At 43.6% G+C, this 24,019-nt stretch carries 20 protein-coding genes; 9 read left to right on the top strand and 11 right to left on the bottom strand.

Annotation, left to right across the window (positions count from 1 at the left end; all coding sequences use genetic code 11):
* Positions 1-160: 160 nt before the first annotated feature.
* Both Q4592_RS20735 and Q4592_RS20730 read right to left on the bottom strand, forming a co-directional pair.
* Positions 161-2,011 carry an ATP-dependent endonuclease gene (locus tag Q4592_RS20735; RefSeq protein WP_303516655.1) on the bottom strand — a complete coding sequence of 617 codons (1,851 nt, stop codon included), beginning with the start codon at positions 2,009-2,011 and terminating at the stop codon, positions 161-163.
* A gap of 468 nt (positions 2,012-2,479) precedes the next feature.
* Complete coding sequence (locus Q4592_RS20730; RefSeq protein ID WP_303516653.1) at positions 2,480-3,937, bottom strand: polysaccharide lyase family 7 protein; 1,458 nt, start codon at positions 3,935-3,937, stop codon at positions 2,480-2,482.
* A 612-nt stretch (positions 3,938-4,549) separates the two neighbouring features.
* Here Q4592_RS20730 and Q4592_RS20725 point away from each other — a divergent pair.
* From Q4592_RS20725 to Q4592_RS20710, 4 genes are all read left to right on the top strand, one after another.
* On the top strand, positions 4,550-5,212 hold the full coding sequence (locus Q4592_RS20725) for a hypothetical protein (RefSeq protein WP_303516651.1): 663 nt from the start codon (positions 4,550-4,552) through the stop codon (positions 5,210-5,212).
* Positions 5,184-5,927, top strand: coding sequence for a DUF3307 domain-containing protein (locus Q4592_RS20720; RefSeq protein ID WP_303516649.1), 744 nt, complete (start codon positions 5,184-5,186; stop codon positions 5,925-5,927). The genes Q4592_RS20725 and Q4592_RS20720 overlap by 29 nt, the downstream gene beginning before the upstream one ends.
* Before the next feature lie 35 nt (positions 5,928-5,962).
* Positions 5,963-7,912, top strand: a complete 1,950-nt coding sequence (locus Q4592_RS20715) for an ATP-dependent DNA helicase RecQ (RefSeq protein ID WP_303516648.1) — start codon at positions 5,963-5,965, stop codon at positions 7,910-7,912.
* 432 nt (positions 7,913-8,344) lie between these two features.
* On the top strand, positions 8,345-11,329 hold the full coding sequence (locus tag Q4592_RS20710; RefSeq protein ID WP_303516646.1) for a carbohydrate-binding protein: 2,985 nt from the start codon (positions 8,345-8,347) through the stop codon (positions 11,327-11,329).
* Positions 11,330-11,388: 59 nt separating this feature from the next.
* Here Q4592_RS20710 and Q4592_RS20705 read toward each other — a convergent pair whose 3' ends face one another.
* Positions 11,389-11,778 (bottom strand): ribosome recycling factor family protein, encoded by a 390-nt coding sequence (locus Q4592_RS20705; RefSeq protein WP_303516644.1) that lies wholly within the window; start codon positions 11,776-11,778, stop codon positions 11,389-11,391.
* A gap of 146 nt (positions 11,779-11,924) precedes the next feature.
* Here Q4592_RS20705 and Q4592_RS20700 point away from each other — a divergent pair, with 146 nt between their 5' ends.
* Complete coding sequence (locus Q4592_RS20700) at positions 11,925-12,305, top strand: STAS/SEC14 domain-containing protein (RefSeq protein WP_303516643.1); 381 nt, start codon at positions 11,925-11,927, stop codon at positions 12,303-12,305.
* A gap of 65 nt (positions 12,306-12,370) precedes the next feature.
* On the opposite strand, the gene Q4592_RS20695 is transcribed toward Q4592_RS20700, so the two are convergent.
* The 5 genes from Q4592_RS20695 to Q4592_RS20675 all read right to left on the bottom strand — a co-directional run bounded on the left by Q4592_RS20695 (position 12,371) and on the right by Q4592_RS20675 (position 19,087).
* Positions 12,371-14,377: a BCCT family transporter gene (locus Q4592_RS20695; protein WP_303516641.1), complete on the bottom strand. Its 2,007-nt coding sequence runs from the start codon at positions 14,375-14,377 to the stop codon at positions 12,371-12,373.
* Positions 14,378-14,655: 278 nt separating this feature from the next.
* The gene (locus Q4592_RS20690) at positions 14,656-14,958 is read right to left on the bottom strand and encodes an AzlD domain-containing protein (protein WP_137672709.1); all 303 of its coding nucleotides are present in this window, start codon (positions 14,956-14,958) and stop codon (positions 14,656-14,658) included.
* Positions 14,955-15,677 carry an AzlC family ABC transporter permease gene (locus Q4592_RS20685; RefSeq protein WP_303516640.1) on the bottom strand — a complete coding sequence of 241 codons (723 nt, stop codon included), beginning with the start codon at positions 15,675-15,677 and terminating at the stop codon, positions 14,955-14,957. The genes Q4592_RS20690 and Q4592_RS20685 overlap by 4 nt, the downstream gene beginning before the upstream one ends.
* 35 nt (positions 15,678-15,712) lie before the next feature.
* Positions 15,713-16,537, bottom strand: coding sequence for an AraC family transcriptional regulator (locus tag Q4592_RS20680; RefSeq protein ID WP_303516639.1), 825 nt, complete (start codon positions 16,535-16,537; stop codon positions 15,713-15,715).
* A 141-nt stretch (positions 16,538-16,678) separates the two neighbouring features.
* Positions 16,679-19,087 (bottom strand): M48 family metalloprotease, encoded by a 2,409-nt coding sequence (locus Q4592_RS20675; RefSeq protein ID WP_303516637.1) that lies wholly within the window; start codon positions 19,085-19,087, stop codon positions 16,679-16,681.
* 251 nt (positions 19,088-19,338) lie between these two features.
* On the opposite strand from Q4592_RS20675, the gene Q4592_RS20670 reads away from it, so the two are divergent.
* The 3 genes from Q4592_RS20670 (at position 19,339) to Q4592_RS20660 (ending at position 20,975) form a co-directional block, all read left to right on the top strand.
* Positions 19,339-19,722 (top strand): VOC family protein, encoded by a 384-nt coding sequence (locus tag Q4592_RS20670; RefSeq protein WP_137672713.1) that lies wholly within the window; start codon positions 19,339-19,341, stop codon positions 19,720-19,722.
* Between the two features lie 98 nt (positions 19,723-19,820).
* On the top strand, positions 19,821-20,501 hold the full coding sequence (locus Q4592_RS20665) for a YafY family protein (RefSeq protein ID WP_303516635.1): 681 nt from the start codon (positions 19,821-19,823) through the stop codon (positions 20,499-20,501).
* A gap of 237 nt (positions 20,502-20,738) precedes the next feature.
* Positions 20,739-20,975: a hypothetical protein gene (locus Q4592_RS20660; protein WP_303516633.1), complete on the top strand. Its 237-nt coding sequence runs from the start codon at positions 20,739-20,741 to the stop codon at positions 20,973-20,975.
* A 19-nt stretch (positions 20,976-20,994) separates the two neighbouring features.
* Here Q4592_RS20660 and Q4592_RS20655 read toward each other — a convergent pair whose 3' ends face one another.
* Positions 20,995-21,498 carry a hypothetical protein gene (locus tag Q4592_RS20655; protein ID WP_303516632.1) on the bottom strand — a complete coding sequence of 168 codons (504 nt, stop codon included), beginning with the start codon at positions 21,496-21,498 and terminating at the stop codon, positions 20,995-20,997.
* A gap of 195 nt (positions 21,499-21,693) precedes the next feature.
* Between Q4592_RS20655 and Q4592_RS20650 the strand changes: the two genes are divergently transcribed.
* Positions 21,694-22,119, top strand: a complete 426-nt coding sequence (locus Q4592_RS20650; protein WP_303516631.1) for an N-acetyltransferase — start codon at positions 21,694-21,696, stop codon at positions 22,117-22,119.
* A gap of 83 nt (positions 22,120-22,202) precedes the next feature.
* On the opposite strand, the gene Q4592_RS20645 is transcribed toward Q4592_RS20650, so the two are convergent.
* Together Q4592_RS20645 and Q4592_RS20640 are read right to left on the bottom strand one after the other, a co-directional pair.
* Complete coding sequence (locus Q4592_RS20645; RefSeq protein WP_303516629.1) at positions 22,203-23,270, bottom strand: DUF1254 domain-containing protein; 1,068 nt, start codon at positions 23,268-23,270, stop codon at positions 22,203-22,205.
* A 94-nt stretch (positions 23,271-23,364) separates the two neighbouring features.
* The gene (locus Q4592_RS20640) at positions 23,365-23,928 is read right to left on the bottom strand and encodes a YSC84-related protein (protein WP_303516628.1); all 564 of its coding nucleotides are present in this window, start codon (positions 23,926-23,928) and stop codon (positions 23,365-23,367) included.
* Between the last annotated feature and the right edge of the window lie 91 nt (positions 23,929-24,019).

The following is a 24,019-nucleotide window of genomic DNA, read 5'->3' as shown; positions in this document are numbered from 1 at the left end:
CGCTGGGCAATTAACGAGTTTCGCTGGTTGACTCACTCTGCGGGACTGAAAGATTTATGAGGGGATCCTCCAGCGCCTCGTTAAGCGGCGAAAAATAGTTGGCTACAATTTGTGAGGCACGAACAAAAGCCAACTGTTTTTTGTCCGTTTAAACGACTTGTTAAGCCTCGTTCACTAGCTCTGCAAGTTTATTGTAAAGCCCTAAAAACTCATCATCATCTCCATTGGGGTTAAAGGTTGAAACAAGTTCTTCAAATCTTAAAGAACTAAAATGCTTGTTCGCTACTTTTTTCCCGCCTAAAGCAACCCTCATATCATTTTGCTTTGCTTTCCCTTTTACATCACACCAATCAGTAAACGAAATACCACAACCAGGAGCTAGTCGTTCTAGAGCATCAGGAGACATATAGTTTTCTATTTCTCGTTTCCTAGTCACAGAGAAATTTTCTCCCTCCACAAAACCATATTCAACCAATTTATCTGCATTAGGAGAGTTATCCTGCTCTGCTTCCTTATCTGAATCCAAATATATATAAAAAGGTTTATTTAAAGTTGTAAGTAGATCTAAAGAGACCCAATGCTTAATACTTCCACATCCACCAACTGGAATTGCAATTACCCCAATATCATCAAGCGGTTTACAATTTAGACCATTTTCATGATAGATTTTTGAAACATGAGAAAAAGCATTACAATCATCTACGCCTTCAACCAAAAGCAGACACTTTGCATTATCAAACATAGAAACAAATTGATTGTCGACAGTAACACCAAGGTCATCGGCAATTTCTTTATAGTTAGTTACATTTGAATTTAACTGGTAATTCCCTTGCTCCTTATAAATGTGATGGAGATCTTCGCGTTGTGTTTTAGATACTAAAACAGGAGAGTGGGTAGTCATAAATACTTGGTACCCTGCATTAGATATATCATTCAATTTTTCAAATAGATTTTCTTGCGCAGAAGGATGTAAAAATGTTTCCGGTTCTTCAAATGCAAAGATTATGTTCTGATGATCACCATGCTTTTCTTCTGCAAGATATTCAAAATAAGACATCATAGTAATTCGTCTAAATCCATCACCTCTAGCAGAGAGGGGAATAGAACCTTCGGAGCCATCACTTTCAAAGCCTGTAGTAATTAATTTACTCCAATCAAAATCAATTTTCGCTTTTACCTGTTCGCTTTCAGGGACGACAGCATTTATTTTTTCTGTTATTCCTGACAACACACTTTGTAGTTGAGTAACTACCGTTTGCTCTAGAACATTAGTGTCAACTTGGTTTTGAATGACTTGAAATGCCATATCTTTAAAGTATTTTTGAATGGTGCTATCACTTTCAGAAAGAGGTGAGTCAGCTAAAAAATATTCATATTGTGGTAGACATTTCTTTATAGCTTGCTCAGTTTTTTTAAGTCTAGTTTGCCCAGAGGTAGGTAATTTTTCTTGTATATACTCAAATTCAAAAGCTTTTTCTATATAGATGGACTTTAATCGTCGACGTTTTTCTGCATTATTATGGTCTTCTCCTGTTACAGGATTTGTCATTAAACCGGGCTCTGCTTCAAGATCATTATCACGGCATAGCTTTATCAGTTTTGCTTCTGTTAGTGAGAAAAAGTCTAACTCTTTGTAAGACTTTCTTGTAACAAAATATTCTGGGGAAATCTTCCCTGTTTTAGTACCATCCCAGCGTTTTGAAATATGAATAAATCCATCTTGATCAATTAGTTCTTCATCTTCAAACGTTGTTTGAACATTTTCATCTACGATGATCTGCGTATTTTGAGGCGAAAAAAACAGCTCTATCTCTGAAAATTGTTCAGTGCGATTGTTTAAATTATCTGCGATATATTGCTTATTGTTAAGGAACAAATCTAGAGCTTTTAGAACAGTTGATTTACCTGCATCATTTTTCCCTACAATTACGTTAAAGTTTTTTGCAGGTATTTCGACCCTATCCGAGATTCCTTTAAAACCTGTTATTGCAACTTTCATTAATCTAATCATTCTGGATCCTTGAATTGTCGAACAAACATATAAAGAGGCTTAACAGCTTAATAAGAGGAAAAATTCCTTGTTTAAACAATGCATTTTTCCTCTTATCATACATTTGATAAAAGACAGATTATCATCTTTCCTGAGCGTCATCAGCCGCCTAGCTCGAAAAATGACAAATACATCAGCAGAAAAGAATGCAAGCGCCTGTGGAAAGGAGGAATTGCATATCACATGAGTATAATCACAGTATTTTCCCACCCAAAGAAAGAAACGTTTAGGGTAAATCGCACTATCTGGGGAGGGGAGTGGTAATACCTTGTGAGGCGAAAATGAGATAGCATCACTGATGCAGAACGGTTCATTTTTAGTACTTATGTTCAGGCTTATTGTCTTTCGGCAAAGCCCACATCAATATTTAAAAAAGGCCGCTCTATTAGCGGCCTTTGGTTTGTTGGCTAAATACCTAAAACACTTAACTTACGGGTTGTAGTTATTGTGGGTATTACTTAGCTTGTAAAAGGTAACTTTGGCGTAGTCGCTATCGTTACTGCTGTTATCTTGCAGATAGATACCGGCTTTAAAGTACATGTAGTTGCCCGAGTCATCGTAACCACTGCCCGACATGTTGACGGTTTTACTGGCGAGCTGGCTGCCGTTTTGGCTGATTTTTACGATCAGCGAGTCGCCATTCACCGTAATGGTATAAGAGAACTCTTCGTTTAAGCCAATGCCGCTAGAAGGGTTTGAAGTACTGCTTAAATCACCGTTTGACGAGACCATGCTGCCAAGTAGGTTGTACCACGTTTCGTTACCACCGTCTGATTTCGACGTTTCGTGGGCAAAGTAAATGGCGCCGTTACTGTTACCAGGAAGCTTGTGGTAGTAAAGGCGGATAGGTTCATTTTTTTCAGCATGAATTTGGCCAATGACAATACGGCCAACGTGCTCGTTGTTTGAGCTGGTTGTAGTTACGTGATTTACCGCTAAGGTGGCGTCTAGCGTGCCGTCAATCCCGCCAAAGGCGCTTTGGCTGCTGCTTGGTATGCTTGAAAACGCCCAGTTGTTGTCTTTACCGCTGGTAGAATACGAGGTATTTCCGCGGCGCAACATTTCACGCAATTCGGTGCGTACATACTTTGTGCCGCTTGAGGTGGTTACCCCTTTAACCGGCGTGTAAAACACCATGCCGCCATCACTACCGGTGTAAAAATAGGCATCTTCGTAACTGGCTGCTAGCTCAACTTCTTTTATCGAGGTGGCGTAACCATCACCCTCATCTTTTGGAATGCTCAAATACCAATCCAATAAATCAAAATTTGCAGAAGGTGCTTTAGAAGCATCTAAGTTGTAGTCACCACTGCCGCTGCCGCCACCTGATCCGCCACCAGATGTAGTATCAGTTCTGGTGAGTTCCCATTGCTGGTTAACACTGCTGCTTGAGGGCGAAAGATAGAGTGATTGTCGCTTTGCTGCTCCATTATTACCGTCAATCGAGTAGCCCGGAGCATTGCGTTTTTCGATGCGGTAGATTTCGGTACCACTGGTTACTTTAACTTTCTTCCAGTGTTGGTCGTAATTGCTGGCGTCACATACTTCTAGTGTAACGGCTTGATTGTTTGCACCGCCAGAACCGCCGTCCCAACACAGGCTGGTGCCTTCTTTTTTATAGGAGTAGTAACCACTTCCATGGCTAATTTGCACCCAATTTTGGTTGGTATTGGTGGTGTTGGTGGTCCATAGGTATAGCTGCTGCCCGTCAACGGCACCGCCGTTTCCGTCTATAGAGTAGCCCGTTTCATTTTTTTGCATGTTGAACGTTGCAGCAGTTGCTAACGAAGAAGATAACGCTAGAACAACAAAGCACACTGATTTTTTCAGGGCATTGTTGTTTAACAGGAACTTGTTCGATGCAGCGTGTTTATCAATAGGTTTCATCACTAATATCCTTAATTGGAAAACCTTGTTGCTAAAGTAAATGTACATTTAGGTAAACTAAGACGAGCGGTTTTATCCTTAGCTTGCCCCACTATTTGTAGACCTACTGCTTACCTGCTTCTGTTAAGTAAATGGCCATGTCATAAAATTGATAATCAACTTATGAAATTTAATGTTAGCGAGCTTAGTGATTAAAAAATCAGCTACGCCTTGCAAAAGGTAATTTTATAATACAAAAATGCTTATTTTGTGAACTAGTCATACAAATGCGAGAGTGAATCTTGCTTGATGAGTATTTTGTACTATTGGGCTGGCAGTGTGAGTAGAGGTAGGTTTTTGTTGGCTAAGCTTTGATATAAAGGTTTACTCAGCGTTTAACTTAGTGGTTAAGTGATTGTTTTTGTTAGTTCGCTACGGCGTTGTTTGCCTATATTTGTATGATGTTTTCTGGTGTGTGAATTACCAGCAAAATCACCTGTTTGAAGTAAGTACCATCGAGCGCGAAAGCTTGAATAACGGAGTTACTTAAGTATAAGTAACTTTAAATGGTTACATTTGATTAAGTAACTAATTTAGGTTACTTTTGTTCTGTCAGTAAATATAGGCCTGAATATGCAACAAGTAGCAGTGCTTACCGGAGACTTAGTGGGCTCTAGTGAGCTGAGTAGCGAAGACTTCGCCAAAGTTTTACAACGTTTAAGTGAACACTTAGCGCAAGCGAGTGAGCAGTATCAGTGTCGCTACGAGATTTTTCGAGGTGATGCTTTTCAGTTAGTGCTAAACGACCCACGCAAGGCCCTAGAGTGCGCGTTAAGCATTCGCTTAGGTTTAAAAGCTTATGGCAGTAATGCACAAAATTTTGATGCGCGAATAGGCATTGGTATTGGTAAAATTGACCCGCTGGCGGAGTATGTTTCTCGCTCAAATGGCGAAGCCTTTATTCTCTCTGGGCGCGGGCTGGATAGTTTAAAGCGCCATTACTTAGGCATTTTTAATAACAATGAGCAGTTTGTGCAGCGTATTGCCTTGTTAACCAAGTTTGCCGATCGTCAAATACAAGAACTTACCGTTAGGCAGGCCAAGGCCTTATTCTTATATTGGCAATTGGCCGAGCCTAGCCATGCAGCCTTGGCCGAGCAACTAAGCAGTTCGCGGGTAAATGCCACCAAGCTGCTTAATCAATCGCAATATCAATTGTTAGACGAGTACAAACACTTTTTTAAACAACTTATGGATGAGTTTTACTATGGAACAGCTAGCACAATTCGCTCTTAGCATCGGCTTGGCCTATGTCTTGTTTGAGTTTTATTGTATGCCTGCTAACTGGGCTAGCAATATTCAGCAATTAAAATTTGCTGCGCCCAATTTATATGGTCGAGCACTGGTTCTTAGCCTGATATTTATATTGCTGGCGTGGGCTTTAATAGGTGCCAGTGTGTCTTTACTGGTAGCAACCGCAGCGCTGCTGGTGGCAAGTGTATTAATTAGTGGCGTGAGCGCGTATTTACCCGATACAAGCCGCTACTTTATAGGCCGACAATTAGCGCAAATACTGGTGTTATTGCTGCTGGTGGTAGAGTTAACGCAGTCATGGGAACAGGTAGACGAGTTAAGCCAAAAACTACTAGAACCAGGCCCTTTAGTTATTGCTTTAGCATATCTACTGATACTTAGCCCAAGTTCTAAATTGTTGGCCTTAGTTCTACAGCGTTGGAGCCCCATAACCCATCAACCAGAGCAAAATTTGCCTATGGCTGGCCAGGCAATTGGCATGGTTGAGCGCTGCTTAGTAGTAACCTGTGTGTTGCTGCACCAGTTTGCTGCCATTGGTTTTATTGTGGCGGCCAAATCAATCTTTAGATTTGGTGACTTAACCGGGCAGTCAGACCGCAAACTCACCGAATACGTTATGCTGGGCACTTTGTTAAGTGTGGCTATTAGCGTGTTTACTGGCTTAGCCGCGCACGCTTTGTACGATGCTTTTAACTAAATTTTCTTTTTAAACACTCAACGAGTAAATACAACATGAGCGACGCTTTATTATCCCAGTTACAACAAACTTTTGGCTTTGAAAGCTTCCGCCACGGGCAAGCCCCAGTGGTAGAACGTTTGCTGGAACAGCGCTCGTGTTTAGCGATATTTCCCACCGGTTCGGGTAAATCCTTGTGTTACCAATTCACCGCTTTACAACTGCCACACCTTACTTTGGTGGTATCACCTTTATTGGCGTTGATTAAAGATCAGTTGGAGTTTTTACACGCTAAGGGAATCGCCGCAGCCAGTTTAGATTCAACCCTAAGCCCAGAGCAAAGCAAGCAGGTAATGAGCGATATTCGCAGCGGTAAAACCAAGATCTTGATGGTCTCGGTTGAGCGGTTCAAAAACGAGCGTTTTCGCCAGTTTATTCAATCGGTGCCTATGTCGATGTTAGTGGTAGACGAAGCGCACTGTATTTCTGAATGGGGCCATAACTTTCGGCCGGATTACCTAAAACTGCCGCAGTATCGCCAAGAGCTTAATATCCCTTTAGTGCTGCTGTTAACAGCCACTGCTACTAAAAAAGTAAAGTTAGATATGGCCGCGCGGTTTGCGATTAATGAGCAAGACATTGTACAAACTGGTTTTTATCGCGCTAATTTAGATTTGTCGGTGCAAGCCTGTAGCAGTGCTGATAGACATCAAACCTTAAGCCAATTTGTTAGCCAGCAAAGCGGGGCAGGAATTGTTTACGTTACCTTGCAGCACACCGCAGAAGAGGTGGCTAAACACCTACAGCAGCAAGGCATAAATGCGGTGGCCTACCATGCCGGTTTTGCTAACGAACAGCGCCAGCAAACTCAAAATGATTTTATGAATGACAAGGTGCAAGTGGTGGTAGCCACCATTGCCTTTGGCATGGGGGTAGATAAAAGCAATATTCGTTTTGTGGTGCATTACGACTTACCCAAATCTATAGAAAACTACAGCCAAGAAATTGGCCGAGCAGGGCGCGATGGGCAATTGTCGCAGTGTTTAACGCTCGCAAATTTAGACGGCTTAACCACGGTAGAGAACTTTGTTTATGGTGATACGCCAGAATTAAGCGGCGTGGAGAGTGTGCTAAACAATATTCGAGAAGAAAGCCAAAACCAGCAGTGGGAAGTGCAAATAAATACCCTGTGCAACCTAAGCAATATTCGCCAATTACCCTTAAAAACCTTGTTGGTGCAGTTAGAAATACAAGGTTTAGTTAAACCGTTATATGCCTATTATGCCGATTTTAAATACAAATTCTTACAAGACAAAAATGCCGTATTAGCGCGCTTTTCTGGCGAGCGCTTGCAATTCATTCAAGCCATTTTTGAACATACCCAAATGAAGAAAATTTGGGGAAGCCTTAATTTTGATACGCTGTATCAGCAATACCAAGCCGAGCGTTCAAGAGTGGTTGCCGCCTTAGAGTATTTGGCGGAGCAGGGCTTAATTGAGCTGGAAACCAAAAAAATTACCGAGGTGTATCAAGTGAATACCCAAGCCTTAGCAGAGCCAGAACTGGCTAGCCGTTTAAGTGCTTACTTTAATGATACCCAAACCAAAGAGATAAAACGGATCGCTCAGCTCGTTCGCTTTTTTGAGCTAGATAGCTGCTTAAGCTATCAGTTAGCGCGTTATTTTGATGATAACAATGCGCCCCAGCAATGTGGGCATTGCAGCGTGTGCCGAGGTCAAGTGGCTAAATTGACCTATTCCACCGCAAGCGTTGCACTAAACGACGAGCAAATACTGAGTGACTTACAGGCGTTACACCAGCACCTTAGTACGGGCAACAAAGTCAAGCTAAGCCCGATTATGGCCTGCCGCTTCTTAACTGGCATTACCAGCCCTTGGTCTACCAAATTTAAGTTACGTCAACTCAGTGGGTTTGGCCGTTGTGAGCACTTACCTTACGCAGGTACGCTTCAGCAGGTAGAGCGACTTTGGCCGCAATTGGCTTAGCGTGTAGCGAATTTGACACTGCTGATACGGCTTTCAAATCCCTCAGTTAAACAGATACTGCTAATTTAATAATATATTTGAATTTTTATTCGACTGATTGTTATTAATATTTTTGTTCATAAAATAAATAATTGTTGGTAAAAAGGTCACTGTTGATCGTTGGTAGCCTTTTCAAAAAGGGTTTTGGCGTTTTCAACACCACAAATAAAAACAAAAATATACAAGTAATAGGTCAACTAGCTTTTCAATTTCGGTGGCTATTCACTGTTTTTGCATAGATTTTCCTAATTTATACGTTCTTTGGTCACCACCATTTGGGTGGCCGGTTTAGTGCTAACTGATCTCACCCTCGTGGTGAGCTAATCGGTGCTGCGTAAGTTTGCACTAATCATTTATGCCGCAATACAGCGGTGATATTTAAGGACGAAGATCATGTTTACCAAATGGCCCAAGACGCCAATTGCTCTCGCAGTATCTAGTGCTGTGGCACTGGTATTTAGCAGTACACCAGTGAACGCAATCTATACCCCCTGGGAAGGCTCATTTCATCAATACCCCGATAGCTACTACGATGCTGACGGCCAATTGACAGAAGAAGCTTATGAAGAGCCTGAACAAGTGCCCGGAAATGGCTTATCTCCTTGGGATCCTGCCGATGCAGTTAAGCGTACTAGCCCTGAACATCAAAACTATCCGCTATCAGATTTAGCCAACCAAGGTGGTTGGACAAAGGTAGAAGAACTTAGTGATGAATTTGATAGCCCTCAGTTTAATGAGTACAACCTTATCGGCAAAGAAGCCGGTAAATGGTTACCTAACAATCATATTTGGGGTGGAAGAGCACCAGCAGTATTTGCGCCTAAAAATGTTAAGCAAGAAGGCGGCAAGCTACACCTTAGCATTAGCAGCGACGAAACCTATACGCCACACGGCTTTTGGAATGAGTGGTACTACGGTTGGACGTCGGCCAGTGTGCAAAACGTAAACCCTATTCGTTATGGCTATTTTGAAGTTAAATCTAAAGTGGGCATTGGCTCTAGTGGCTTCTGGCTGTATGCCGAAACCTTAGAAGATAAAGAGTTTCTATCGCAGTTTAACGAGCCGGGCCACGTTAAGAGTAAATTGGAGTTAGATGTTTATGAGCAGTCAGGTCGACGCTCAGAATGGGCGCCTTATTACAATATGAACTCGTGGGTCTTTATTCACCAAGGCGAAGAAATGTCTTACGTGAATGAAGAAGGCAATGAATACACTGCGTATCAAAACGGTGGCCACTGGAAAGCCGACATTGATTTTGCTGATGATTTTCATGTCTACGGTTTTTACTGGGGACCGGAGGAAATCATCTGGTACTTCGACGGCAAGCCTATTCGCTCAATGAAAAACCGTTACTACCATACACCGCTGTACTTGTTGTTGGATACCGAAACTATGCCTGATTGGTTTGGTATGCCAAGTGCCAATGAGCTAGATTTTGCTCACCAGATTGAATACGTGAGAGTGTGGACAAACGAACAAACTGAGCAAAATTGGCGTGGTCGTTACTTTATGGATCCCACCATTAAAAGCGGTGACGGCTTAAACGGAAAACCCGGTGAGAATCGTGTAGCTGCAGAATACGGCGGTAGCGAAGCGTATCGTGAAAAATGGGGCAACCCTGTCAGTGGTTCGCCTGAAGTGATCACTTTGCAAGACATAGCGGCTAAGCAGAGCCATATCGAGATTCAAAGTGATATTCCTTACGTTTTAGTTCCACAATTTACTCCAAGCAATGTTACCGATAAGCAAATGAACTGGGTATCTAGCGACCCAAGTGTTGCTGATATCAATCGCTCTGGCATGGTCACAACCAAAACAGCTGGTAGTGTCACCTTCACTGGTTCCCATGCCGACCTTCCAAACAAGAGCATTAGTGTTAGTGCAGATATTCTGCAAATTGGTAAGCGTTTTGATTTGGAGTTGGTTAACTACGGTGCAACCGGTAAAGACGGGGAAGCGGTTGAGAACGACAACGTGTTTGGCTGGGGCGTAGGCAATGGCGTAATCACCTTTAATACCCGTGGCGACTATGGAGACTTCTTTGACGTTGATTTTGGCAGTGGTGGCACTTACATGGCAGGAGTCTCTGCTGGCACCGACATTGCTAACGGCATTGGTGTAACGATATTCATTGATGGTGTTGAAGTTCTTAGCGGTGACATTGCTTCCTCAGGGAATTGGAACGTGAATAAACGCACTGATCTGGCAGGCTCGTTTGAGGTAGAACCCGGTACTCATACTGTTCGAGTGATGAGTTCAGGTAGTTCTGGCTGGCAGTGGAATGGCGCCCGCGCGCACTTTACTCAAGTATTAGAGGGTGATGTTGACCCTGGTGATGGCGGCACAGACCCAGGCGATGGCGGCACAGACCCTGGTGACGGTGGTACAGATCCAGGTGATGGCGGCACAGACCCTGGTGACGGCGGCACAGATCCAGGTGATGGCGGCACAGACCCAGGTGACGGCGGCACAGATCCAGGTGATGGTGGCACAGATCCAGGTGACGGTGGCACAGATCCAGGTGACGGTGGCACAGACCCAGTTGCAGTGACACTGCAAGCTCAAAACTTTGTCGCAACTGGAGGCGATAATGGTGGTTTTGAGGTGTATGACATTGCCGGCGGCCAAGGTATCAACTTTAACCAAACTGGCGACTACGCAGACTATACAGTGGAGTTGGCTGCGGCTAGTTATACAGTGACATTGCGAGCAGGTACAACCATGGCTAATGCCGGTGTAGAGCTGTTTGTTAATGGTCAATCTGCGGGCGTGACTAGCATTAATGCCACCGGTGGTTGGGATGCTTTTCAAGACTTTGTAATCGCAGACAATCTATTGATTGACGCTAGTGGTGAACAAACTATTCGCTTAATTAGTGTTGGTGAACCCAATGCGTGGCAATGGAACGCCGACAACCTAGTGTTTACACCCATTAGTGGTAGTGGTGGCACTGAGCCCGGCACCGACCCTGCCCCCGATGAACAGGTCATAGAGATAGAAGCCGAAAGCTTTAGCGTAACAGGAGGCGCCTATGATGGCTTCCAAACCTACAGCGTTAATGGTGGTTCAGCGATTAACTTCAATCAAACCGGTGATTATGCCGACTACGTGATTAGCGTTAATGAGGCTGGCGTTTATCGTTTAAGCATTGATGCTGGCACAACAATGCCTAATGCGGGCATTGAGGTTTTAGTCGATGGGCAATCAGTAGTAACGGCTGCCATTAGCAATAACGGCTCTTGGGATGAATTTGTGGCTAACCTAATCAGCGACAGCGTGACGTTGAGCGAAGGCCAGCATACTATTCGTATTATGAGTATCGGTGAAGCAGGTGACTGGCAATGGAATGCGGATAAATTTTCGCTAACTAAAAGCTAGGGTTGATTGATTCACAACTAAAGCCATGACAATCGGTCATGGCTTTTTCTGTCGCTAAGTTATAGCTCCGATTCAAATCGCGCTAGCCTTGCTTCTGCCAGCGTACAATCTGTTCGTTCGATGAGTTCGTTTAAAGTAATATTAGGTTTCTCACTCACTAAACGCAGTAATCTTTCGTGTTTAGGCTCTTGCTGTTCTTGAAAAGCCTTGAGCTGCTCATCTAGCTTAGTCACTAAGTAGCGCATGCCTTCATCTTGCAAGTCTCTTAAGCTTTTTAACAGTTTTATAGCGGCTTGTTCCGAGCCTATTAGCTGCCAATTACGTGAGCGGCGAATACGCTTTATTGCACAGCTATTTGCGTCTGCCAGTTGTTTGGCTAGTTTGGCATTGTTACCGCCAATTCTACGAATTAACGAGGGCAGTGGAATGTGTAGAGGTTCATCTTTCATCTGTAGGATCTTGCATTTAAATCGGCTAAACATCAAACCTAAACGCGGGTTTTATTGCTTGTTGTTAATGCCAAGCAATTCGGCTTGAGTGTGCGCCAATCTTTACCATACTGGTAGTGCGAGTTTAGCTGAACAAGGAAGCACTTATGACTATTCGCAGACACGGTATAACAGTGGGCATTGAGCGGCTAGAAACGCGCTTGCTGGTCTCATTTAAAGCTTGTGGCACCCTTACTCATCAAGATTATCAAACCATCACGCCGATTATTGAATCGGCTTTAGCTGAGGTTAAACACCCTCAAATTCGTGGTTTTTTTGATGCCAGTGAGCTTGAAGGCTGGGAAATGCGCGCTGCCTGGGATGATTTAAAACTGGGATTGAAACATGGCCATAGCTTTGAAAAAATTGCCATATTAGGCCATCAGCAGTGGCTTGAGTGGGCCTCAAAAGTAGGTAAGTGGTTTATTGCTGGTGAGGTGCAAGTATTTAAAGACGAGCAATCCGCCTTAGCATGGCTAGAAGACTAGGCTTTCACCCTAGAACTAAATAAAAAAGCCAGATCAAAAGATCCGGCTTTTTATATTTTCATATGTTAGCTCGCGTTTTGTGCCTCATGCTGAGCTTGTTGCATTGGGCTCTCTTCTTTCTCTAAAATCTCAGAGCTGGCCAAGTATAAAAAGTGTAAGTGGCGTTCATACTGGCTAATAACGTCTGCAATAATTTGGTCTTCGGTATAGCCAAATACGTCATATTGCTGACCGCCTTGCAGTAAAAACACTTCGGCTCGGTAGTAATCGTTGTGCTTTTCATCGGCGTAGCTTGGTAGCATAAAGTGACGTAAACGCACCCCGTAAGCAAAGTTCTCCGCTTCTTCTTTGTAAATCGTTAAGCGAATCTTGTCGCTGTCTTCAATCAATTTAGCGTTAAGCCCGTTCTCGGTAAATTGCGTTACTAATTGGGTTAGTGCTGGGCGCACTACGTCACTAACAAAGTTTTCGGCTTCTGGCTTAAGCGGGTGAACTAACAACGAATCTAGGCGTTCTTTCCAAGAGATATTAGCTTTTGAAAATTGCACTGAAGTATTGTGGGTTTGCACACTATTTTGCAGCATGTAGTCGTGTTTAAGTGCTTTAAATAAGCCATAACAGAAACACAATAAAACAAACATGAACGGGAATGCCGAGGCAATGGTTAAGGTTTGTAGTGCCGACAACCCACCAGCAAACAACAATGCAGCGGCAATAAAACCAATTACTGAGGTCCAGAAAATACGTTGCCATACTGGTGTATTGGTTTCACCGCCAGCGGTAATAGTATCAATCACCAAGGCACCAGAATCTGCAGAGGTAATAAAGAAGGTGGTAATAAGCAGTACCGCAATGGCCGATAATAACGACGAGAGTGGCAGCTGTTCAAAGAACACAAAAATGGCAGTGGCTACATCATTGTTCACTGCTAAAGCTAGTGAGCTAGCAGCGTCACCAGCAATCATATGAATGGCGGTATTACCAAATACGGTCATCCATAAAAAGGTGAAACCAGTAGGAATAAATAGTACGCCTACTATAAATTCACGAATAGTGCGGCCGCGAGAAACCCGCGCAATAAAGGTTCCCACAAACGGAGACCAAGATACCCACCAACCCCAATACAATAAGGTCCAGCCGCCAATCCAATCTTCTTTACGGTCGTAGGCGTATAAGTTGAAAGTACTGTTCACCAACTCACTCATATAGGTGCCGGTATTTTGCACGTAAGATTGTAATAACAACTCGGTAGGGCCAAAGATTAATACTGCAACCAGCAGGGCAACTGCCAGAATAATGTTGAGATTAGATAGCCGCTTAATGCCGCCGTCTAAACCTAGCACTACCGACACCGTGGCTAAGGCGATAACCACGACTACGAGTACCAGTTGTATCCATTCGGTTTGTGGTAAACCAAATAGATAATGTAGGCCAGCGTTTAGCTGCTGAACGCCAAAGCCTAATGAAGTAGCTACGCCAAATAGGGTGCCTACCACCGCAAAGGTATCGGTAGCATGGCCAATAGGGCCATGAATTTTATCGCCAATCAGTGGGTACAAGGCAGAGCGAGGCAGTAAAGGCAGTTTATGGCGGTAGCTAAAATAGGCCAATGCTAAAGCGACTACTGCGTAAATGCCCCAAGCATGCAAACCCCAATGGAAGAAGGTTATACGCATGGCGTCTTGCGCCGCGGCAATGCTTATGGCATCGCCCACTGGCGGAGACATGTAGTGCATTACGGGTTCGGCAACACCAAAGAACATTAAACCAATGCCCATTCCTGCGGAAAATAGCATAGAAAACCAAGATACATTGCTGTAGTCAGGTTCAGAGTGGTCGGGGCCTAATTTAATATCGCCGAGCCGACTTACCATAACAAATACAACAAACATTAAGAAAATAGCGACTGACAATACGTAAAGCCAACTTACGTTTGTACTTAGCCAGGTTTGAATGTGATTAAAGCTAGCGCCAGAGATATCAGGGAAGATCGCAGCAAATAGGGCAATCGTTAACGCAATAATTAACGATGAGTAAAAAACGGGTGGGTTGATTTGTTTAGCAGTGTTCATAAAAACTCTATATTGGATCGCGTATTCAGGACACTGAATAGCGGTGACTGCTGTACCATTCGTTCAAACTCGAGGTTATCTATGAATGTGTAAGCTTTGCGTAGGATTGAGCCACGCGGAGTAAACAGCCAAATAAAGCACGTGATATTAGCGCCTATATGCGCCAATACATCACTTACATGTGCATTGGTGGAAGAGGATTATAGCAGATTATAGAATTAATCGGCTGGTTTTTGAGCGATAATTCAATATTCACAATATATATAGCTATTTTATTTTTAGTTTATAACAAAAAATACTGCCATGCTGATTACTGTGGTGATTAAAGCATTGCGGGTGCTTACCGCTAAAATAGTCGCGAGTATCGCGCACAGTAGGTAAGGGTTATCTAGGCCAATACTTAGCTCTTCTTCACGAATAAATACAATAGGAGCAAATATAGAGGTAAGCACCGCTGGCGCGGAATAACTTAAGAATTGCAGCGCCGTTTTGCTTAAGCGCAACGGTATTTTGGGCTCTAGAAACAAATAACGACTAGCAAATACAATGGCCGCCATGGCAAAAATACTTAACCAAATCATTGTTCTTCTCCTCGCCATTTTGCATACAGGGTAGCCAAACCCATGGCTAAGATCGCCGAGATGAGCAAACCACCCGGAATCGCCAATAACTCGCACACCACCGAGCTAACCAAGGCAATTAATACACACAATAAGCCAGATGGCTGCTTGATGTTAGGCACCACAATGGCAATAAAGGTAGCGGCAATGGCAAAATCTAAGCCCCAGCTATCTAGACCTTCAATGTTAGCGCCGGCAATAATGCCCACCGCCGAAGCTATGTTCCACCCCAAATAAAAGCTTAAACCGCCCCCCAGTGCATACCAAGGATCAAAGCGTTGTCCTTTGTTTTTATTGGCAATGGCAAACAGCTCATCGGTAAGTAAATACCCCAACAACAAACGCCACTTTAAGGGTAAAGGGCTAATTTGAGGGCGCATGGCCATGCTGTACAAAAAATGCCGAGAAGTGATAAGCATCGTGGTGAGCAACATACTCATTAATCCAGCACCCAGCTTAAACATGCCAGTAGCGACCAGTTGGGCAGAGCCCGCAAATAAAATGGCCGACATTGCTTGGCTTTGCAGCGGGCTTAAGCCTGCTTCTACTGCATAAGAGCCTGCCAAAATACCCCAGGGAATAACCGCTATGGTTAAGGGTAAAACGGCTAACGCGCCTTTGGCAAAAGCTTTACACTTGCTTGGCCAATTGAGATGAAGAATGGTTTCTGTACTATTCACATTGTTCCTTGAAAAAAGCGGCTGGTTGGAAAGGCCTAAACCTGAAATTCTTTAGCGTAACGGCCAGGCGTAATGCCTAAAGCGCGTTTAAAGTGGCGGCTAAAGTGGCTTTGATCATGAAAACCGCAATGTAGTGCTACATCGAGTTGTTTGTTACCTTGGCGTAAAAAGGATTTGGCCAAACGCAGTCTAGCCTGAATTTGGTAAGCATGGGGCGGAATGCCATATTGCTTTAAGAACTGTTTAACTAAATAGCAAGGGCTTAAGTTAACCAGGTTTGCCAGTTCACTTAAGGATACGTCTGCTTCGGGTTGTTCATCTAAAAACTGCTTCACTACGCTTAGCTTGCTGTCAGCCACCTTCTTTAGCACCGATAGCGGGCGAGTTTTACTGTGCCTAGACAACAATAAACTCAAGCTAGAATAGACCATGCTCTCGCGTAATAAGCGATTGCTGGAGTGCTCAAGAGTAGCAATGGTATTGCGTAACGAATTAGCCACCAGCGCATCTTCTACCACGGCTTGTGAGAAATAAGGCGCCCCCTGAGACTTAATACCTAACTCTTGGCTGAGTTGTTCAAATTGTTCGGGCGTAGGATACATAGCTTGATAGGACCATCCGCCTTCAGAGGCTGAGCAACCAGTATGAACTTCATCGGCATTCACCAAAATAATGCTATTTTGCGGCGCAATATGGTTGCCGCCAGTACGGTAGAATTGCTGAGCACCAGATTGAATCACACCTATTGTGTAGCCTTCGTGGCTATGGCGAGAAAAGTTTTGTTTCTCGTAGCGGGCATTAAGAATTTCTATGCCACCCAGCTCTTCGGCAAGCTGATAACGTGCTTGTTCTGCTGCCATTGGCTTACCTCCTTGCTGGCCCGATTGAGCGTTCATCATAACGTAGATCAAGCTGAAGGTTTTGTACAAAATTGTTCGTTTTCAGTTTAAATTCGCTGGGGCGTTTATCTACCCACAGCGATTGTTTTCCCTATCCAGCTACTACACACATTCCAGCTGTGCCTCTTTTGATGGGGTAAGGAGAGGGTGCTCAAGCGCAGGTTGTACTTCCATGCACAGCTGACTGAGTTCGGCACACAGCCAATAATGTTTGTACCTAGCGGCTTTATAGCTTTGCTCACAAATATACATATATTGCGATGGAGGCGTTGTTGGTGAAAACTCAAGCACGCCACCACTCCAACCCTCAATAAACTCTGCAAGGTTGGGGTATTTAGGGTCTGGCAGACTGACGTTTTTGGCTTCAATGGCTAAACGGTTTGATTCCAAGGCACATAAGTTAGCTTGGCCTAACAAGCGTGAATGAATCTTGTCCTGCCACTGGTCGTCCAAATTAACTAGGGTGTCGAGTATAAAGTGAAAACACTCGAGGTTATTAATAATGGGATCTAACTTGGCCATGCCTTGCAGCGCGCTGAGCAGGCTATCTAATCTGGCACTTTGCTGCGCAGACATTAAAGCGCGGCTTAAAAAGATGCGATGATAAAGCAGCTTATCAAAGTGCTTAAACTCATTTTGGTGTTGCTTTATTGCGGCTTTTGATTCGGTAATAAGGTTCGCAATATCTACTCGGTTATTGGCAGGTAAATCAAAGTCTTTAGGCTCTACGGGGAGATTAGCTTCGTAGTAAATCTTGAGCAGTGAACTTACTCGCAAGGTGTTTAGCTGCTTAAAGTAGTCTTGTTCTTGAGTGGCAACGTGAGCATAGCGAGTATTTATTTGCTCGATGCAATCGGCTAAACCCTGAGGTTTACTTTCTACCAGGGTAGAAAGATTGAAAAAGCGTCCGCTATACATATCGCCAAAAAACAGTTTTAGGTATTCGCCGCTTTGCTGTTTTTGTTGCTCATTTTCAATCAGCGTATCATTACTTACCATGTAATTACTGGGTTGTTTTATGCCTTGGCTGGTGTAAGAAAAAGCACTAACCGATTCACACAAGGTCTCTATATCAGTAATTAACAGCGATGCCGGTAACTCGCTCTTAAATATCCCTTTGTCGTTACGCTCTGTAACAAATGTTATGCGGTCTATATCCGCCGGGTGGCTATCCCAAGGAGAGCTTTCGCCACGTTGAATTTGTTGCTCAATTTTACTCAACTGCGTTTTGCTGGTTTGTGCCGCTAAATTGGCAATCGCCAACGGTATATTGGCGAGTAGTTTGTTGTCATTCCACGCTAATTTATTGGTATCTGATACTTTTTGGGCGGCTAGCGCGAGTTTGCGTAACTCAATGGCGGTGTTCTTAAACTGATCGCTGCCAACAAAGCGACTCTCGTAGCTGTCGGCGTCAAACTCCATGGCGCGAGACATATATTGGGTTAAGCGAAAGTTAAGTTTAAACAGGCCACTAAATATAAAGCGAGTAAGGCGAATCGAGAACTTAGCGGCGATAATCCCTATATGCATAACCAAGGGCATGTGCTCTTGCGTAGCCCATTTTTCTAGGCGTAAATCCCACTCATCAGCGTGGTATGCGCGGCTGTAAAACCAGTTGTTAGTGGTTTGCACAATGTAGCGCGTTTGCATTGCTTGCGCCTGAGCGAAATGGCCAAATTCGTGGGCTAAAATACCACTAAGCTGGCGCATATTCATACCGGTTAACAAGGGTAAACCTATAGTTAAGCGCAGTTCGCCATTACGTAAGCTCATTAGCCCGTCTAAGCCGCCAGCCGAAGCATTTACCTCGGTGTCTAAGCAAATCTCGCTAGGGCGAGGCACTGAAAGCTTGTCACACATTACATATACCAAGTTAAAAAGGGCGGGGGCTCTTTTTGCTTGAAGGCGGTAACGTTTGGGTTGTTGGTAAGTGGCAAACAAGGGTTTAAGTAAAAACAAGATCAGTACGGCAACAATAAAGTAGGGCACCACCAGTAACGCTTGAATCGCTATGCCATTAGAAAAATCACCAATGTTGTTGACCAGTACAGAGAAGTAAAACACTGAGAAGCTAATTAAGCCCAGTAACATGGCTAAGTAAATAACCGGCGCAATCATACTGATAAGTAAGGTGCATACCATACCAATACGGTATTCACGGCTTACGCTAGAGCGCGGGAATTCGCCGCTTAATAGTTTTATAAAATCGGCTTTTAGTTTGGGAGTGGTATTTTGCTTAGTCGTCTCGGTATGGCTTTTAGCTTTAGCTAACTCTGCATCACTGATGGCCATTTCTCTAAGCTCTACCTGTAAGCCATGCTCACTAAAAACTTCGGCTAAACTTTTGGCCAAACTTAAAGACAGGTTCTCTTTAAGCACATTGCCTTCTAGCAGGTATTTTTGCGCCGCTGCTGGTGTAATGTCTAAGGCTTTACATAGCTTAGCCACCACGTAGTTATCACGATTATTGCCATTTTGCGCGCCTAAACTTACTAGCTCATACTTAGCCACTCACATTTCCTTGTGTTAATAGTGATAAATCTGTCGCCAGAATTTTTGCAAATAAGCCGCTTATATTCAATAGCTTGGCACTATGCATTACCCACTAGTTGCCAACTCTTAGCGCTAGAACAAGATTTGGGTAAGGGAAATAAAACCAGACTGCTGCAACCCTACTGACAGTAAGCTGTCAGTAGGGGGTGTTTATAGTGTTAACACCTGCTGGCCATGGGGGCTAAGTAGGTAACAGCAAGGAGTTAATTATGTTAGCAGTAGCACCGTTAGTTTGGGGCGAGATCGCCGTCGCCGATATGGACCGCGCCTTAGCCTTTTACGCTGAGCACTTCGACTTAACCTTTCGCCGTGAGAATATGGGCGATATGGAGATGGCCATTCTAGAGACCGAAGATCCAGAAGCCGCCAGCATTGGCCTATGCAAACATGAAATGATGAAGCCAAGTTTAGATGGCAGTACTTTGTACTTGCACTTAAGTGAAAAACTTAGCCCGCTAGTAAATAAAATCACTGACGCTGGTGTGCAAATCTTGCTACCGCTTACTGCGATTAACGAGGGTGAGCATGGTTACATTGCTTTGTTTGTAGACAGCGAAGGTAACAAAGTAGGTTTATGGTCAAAGGTTGAATAAACTCAAATTAGTAAAGATTGAATGATGCGCAGCAAATTTAGCTAGCTCAGCCTGCAGGTCTGGGCTAGTGTTTGCTCTTCAAGCAAAATGGAAAAACTATGAGACGGGCAGACAGGCTATTTCAAATAGTACAAATCCTTCGAATGCGGCGTTTAACCACCGCCCAAGATTTAGCCGAGCGCCTCGAAGTTTCCACCCGAACCATCTACCGAGATATACAAGACCTTTGCTTAAGTGGCATTCCTATTGAAGGCGAAGCGGGTGTAGGTTATTTATTACGCCAAGAGGTGAATGTGCCACCGCTCATGTTTAACGAACACGAGCTAGAAGCCATTCAAATTGGCATGCGAATGGTGCAAACCTGGGCGGGTAAAGAACTTTCCTCGGCGGCCAAGCAGGCCATGATAAAAGTGGAAGCGGTGTTACCACAGCGCTTACAGGCTTACCAATCACTCATGTTCGCCCCCGATTTCTACATTGATAGGGATGAATTTAAATATCTCGATCCCCTACGTATTGCTGCTCAGCAACGTGAATACTTAGAGATTAGCTATAAAGATGCCAAGGCCGATGATAGCAAGCGCATCATACGCCCCTTAGCTATCTACTTTTGGCGCGGTACTTGGACGCTATTAGCATGGTGTGAATTGCGCGACGCTTTTCGCAATTTCCGCATTGATAGAATCACCGAACTCACCCACCTAGAACGCGTATTTAGTCACTCCCCTGGAAAAGAACTCGATGATTTTGTAGAGGAAATGGAGAATGAAGGGCACTAAGTGCGGGTTTAAATACTGTATTGGTCGTTTCTTTAATCTGTGTCATCTTTGCTTATGATGTTTTTATCAATTAAATTTGAGTTTGCTGATATTTTCTAGATAATGCTTTGGGGTAAGTACAGAATATTTCTCTTTAAAGCTTGCTAACACAATCTGTTAGTAGGTGATGATAGGACGGAATTGTTCTTTGTATTTAATGGCTTAAGGTTTTATCAGAAGTTAACATGGAGTTGAAGTATGGCCAGACAATTTTGCCAACAGTGTGAGAAAGTAACCGAACACAAAGAAATCGTTAAACAAAAGCCTTCTAAATATGGCAGCAGTAAAATGGAGCAATTTAAAGCCTTTTTAGAAGGTTTTTTTGGCGGCACTGCTAGCGCAGTGGGCGCGTCCTTAGACCTTGTTGACCGATATGTTGAATGTGAAAAATGCCAACTACGTACTTTAGAAAACCACGGTGAAGAATTTCAATAATTAAGGCTAAACAGCGGCCTTAAAATCCACAAGCCCATTTGTCGTAATCGCTAATCACATCAAGCTCTTGTTGAGTTTTAGGCTTAGGGAAGTACGGCAAAGCAAGTAACTTTGTAGAAGGCAGCAATTGCCAATCTGGAGTTATTTTTAAACGGCTTAATTGTTGGTCACGGGTGTTTCTTAAGTACATGTAATAGCCGTCGCTATGGGTATTGGCATAGCTGGCTATTTGGGCTATTTCTCCCGAAGGCAGTTTTACTTTTCGACCAAGAGGGTAAAGCTGATGCAGTGCAAAGCTCACATGGGCATCTTCTAGATAACCTTGCTTAAAGCGATATAAACCAATAGCGGTGGAAGTGCTTCGGGGTGTCCAGCCCACTAACAACAGGCTGCGTAGTGAGTCTTTGAATGGCTGACCTTTTTTAAGACCCTCGTTAGAAATAAACTGTACAACAAGCTTATCGCCATCTTCTTCGAGAATAGTAAGGAATTGCTCACCGGTTTTATCTGCAAGTAGTTTCATTGCTGCTTAACACTTAAGAGGTAACTAGTGCTTATTCTATCTCATCAAAATACGCACACAAAGCCTTATCCTTATTAAGGTCCTAAGACCTTTTTTGCTCACAGAACATTCATCAAAACATCATTGAGATGAAAACGCCAAAAGTGTCGAAATGCGGTATTATCTATTGATTAGAACGCACAAAGACTCAACAAAATGATTAGACCTTTCCAACATCAAGATACTCAGCAGGTGTTAGATATTTGGTTAGACGCTTCGATAAAAGCACATGACTTTGTAAAAGCCAGCTTTTGGCGAGACCAACTAGATAATATGCGAGACCTTTATTTACCTAATGCCGAAACCTATGTGTACGAGCAAGCAGGTAAGGTGGTTGGCTTTTACGCCTTAAGTGAGAAACATATCGCTGCAATATTTGTGGATCCAGCCTGCCAAGGGCAGGGAATAGGTAAGCAACTTATTGCTCATGCTAAACAACAGCGCAGCATTTTAACCTTGGCGGTCTATAAGCAAAATGTTGCGAGCTACCAGTTCTATTTATCGCAGGGTTTTAGTGTAGTGGGGGAACAAATAGAGCAACATACTGGCTTGCTTGAGTACACCATGAGCACGGGTATTTAATTGCCAAATTTTGCGACTAAATGTAAATAAAAAGCCGCTATTAAGCGGCTTTTTTATGGATGTTTGGGTCTTATTAACTGGACCTAATTAACACTTTTTACTAGTGGCACAATGCGATAACCATCTACTTTAATCATGTCGCTAGGCTGATAATGTCGCACGCCCAGGTTAAACACCCCGGTGTCGTTGGCGGTCTTAATGTTATTAATGGCGTCTTCGCCACAACCAAAGCTAATGGTATACGTGCCATCGCTATTTGGCTTAGCGTTATTTGAACTTAGGTTGGCTAAGTCGTTAAACATAAAACCCGCTTTGTTGTACACCGTAATAGACCAAAACGCGTGGTTTTTGGGGTCTTTAAAGGTGGCTTGATGACAGGTATCCGCAGGATAATTGCCCGACAGTTCATAAATGTTGTCTGCTTGTTGTGCGCCGCCCCAACCAACCGCTGCACCTACTTGGTATTTCTCTTGGGTATACAGTTTGTTGGAATCGTCGTTTGGTGCGGTAAACATGCCTGTAAGGGCGTTTTTACCATCACGCTCAGATATAGCGAGCATTTGCGCTTTGAGTTCATCTTCTACTTTCTTGAAAGACTGCTGATTAACCGGCTCTGCACTAAATGCTTTAGCGCTGTTGGCCTTAAGCTGCATTTGATCTTGAATCTTCGCTGCTTGTTCTTCACTTAAGGTGGCGTCTAAACGCACAACCAAATAAAGGTGGTCACCACTGTGAGTGCTCAATTCATAGGTGCCAGCGCCGTAATACATTGGCTGAATACGGTGATCCTCGGTGACCGGCTGTACCGATACATATTTTCCTTCAGGCATCTTAGGAATAATGATGCTAGCACCTTTAGAGACATCAACAACTGCCATTGAATAGTAGGTATCGCGGTTCATACGTACTACTGGTTGGTTATCGGTAGGGGTGAGTTGGCGCTTGTGCAAAAAAGTATTCACGCCTACCAAACCTTGGTTTTTAAGCATTTGATGAGAGGTTTCATCAGTAGGGTAACTGGCCGGAGTAACTTGTTCGCCTTGCTCAGAGAAGAAACCGTCTAAAGAGCTCACCGGTTGCGCGAAGGCAGCAGTGCTAGAAATAGTGATAATGGTTGCACTCAGGGTTTTGCTTAATGTTGATAGCTTCATAGTTGGTGTCCGATAAATAGAAAATAGAGAGTGAAAAATGTTTACTAACAAAACTAGCTTTAGTTGTTGGCTAAAGCTAGCTTACCTAGCTATTTCAGTTTAAATCTTTATCTTTCCAGAACTTAGTGCCTTTAACGGTAGCTTCTAACGATAAACCTGCTTCAGTCATTTGGTAGATTTCTACATCGCCTACCGCGCCTTCGCTTTCTGCAGAGCCACCTTTGTCACCCGCTTTAGCTGAAGCATCCGCTTGTGCACCAAATAACCATCCTGATTCTACAAACTTGTCGTAGGATTCTCGAGTTTTAAACACCATTAGCGCTCTAAAGTCTTTAACCCCTGCACCAAATCCTACACCAGCTTCGCCCATGTTCATGTAAGTACGTTTACCACTGATGTTATCTATCGCCACCCCATGGCCGCCGCCAGCGGAGATAACAAACAAGTTGATGCCTGCATTACTAAATACCGCATACCCCACCGCGCCGTTAATTTTGCTGGCCAATTCGCCATTTTCTTTTTTAAAGTCGGCCAAACTTTCTTGAACCATTTGGTCTGACTCCGCGCGTTCTTCAGCAGCACTTTTACTCAATGCTGGCATGCTTACGCATAGGTTAAGCAAGGTAATGGCAAAAATAGTTTTAAGTGTTCTAGTCATTATTGATCCTAAATATATGCTGTGTATGGACAGCTAAATAAACAATCTGAAATACAACTCGGCTTTTCAACTTGCAGCTATTTTAACCGCA

Source organism: Agarivorans sp. 1_MG-2023 (genome assembly GCF_030548385.1).
In the GTDB taxonomy this organism is placed as follows: Bacteria; Pseudomonadota; Gammaproteobacteria; order Enterobacterales; family Celerinatantimonadaceae; genus Agarivorans.
This window is presented reverse-complemented; position numbering and strand designations above follow the sequence as displayed.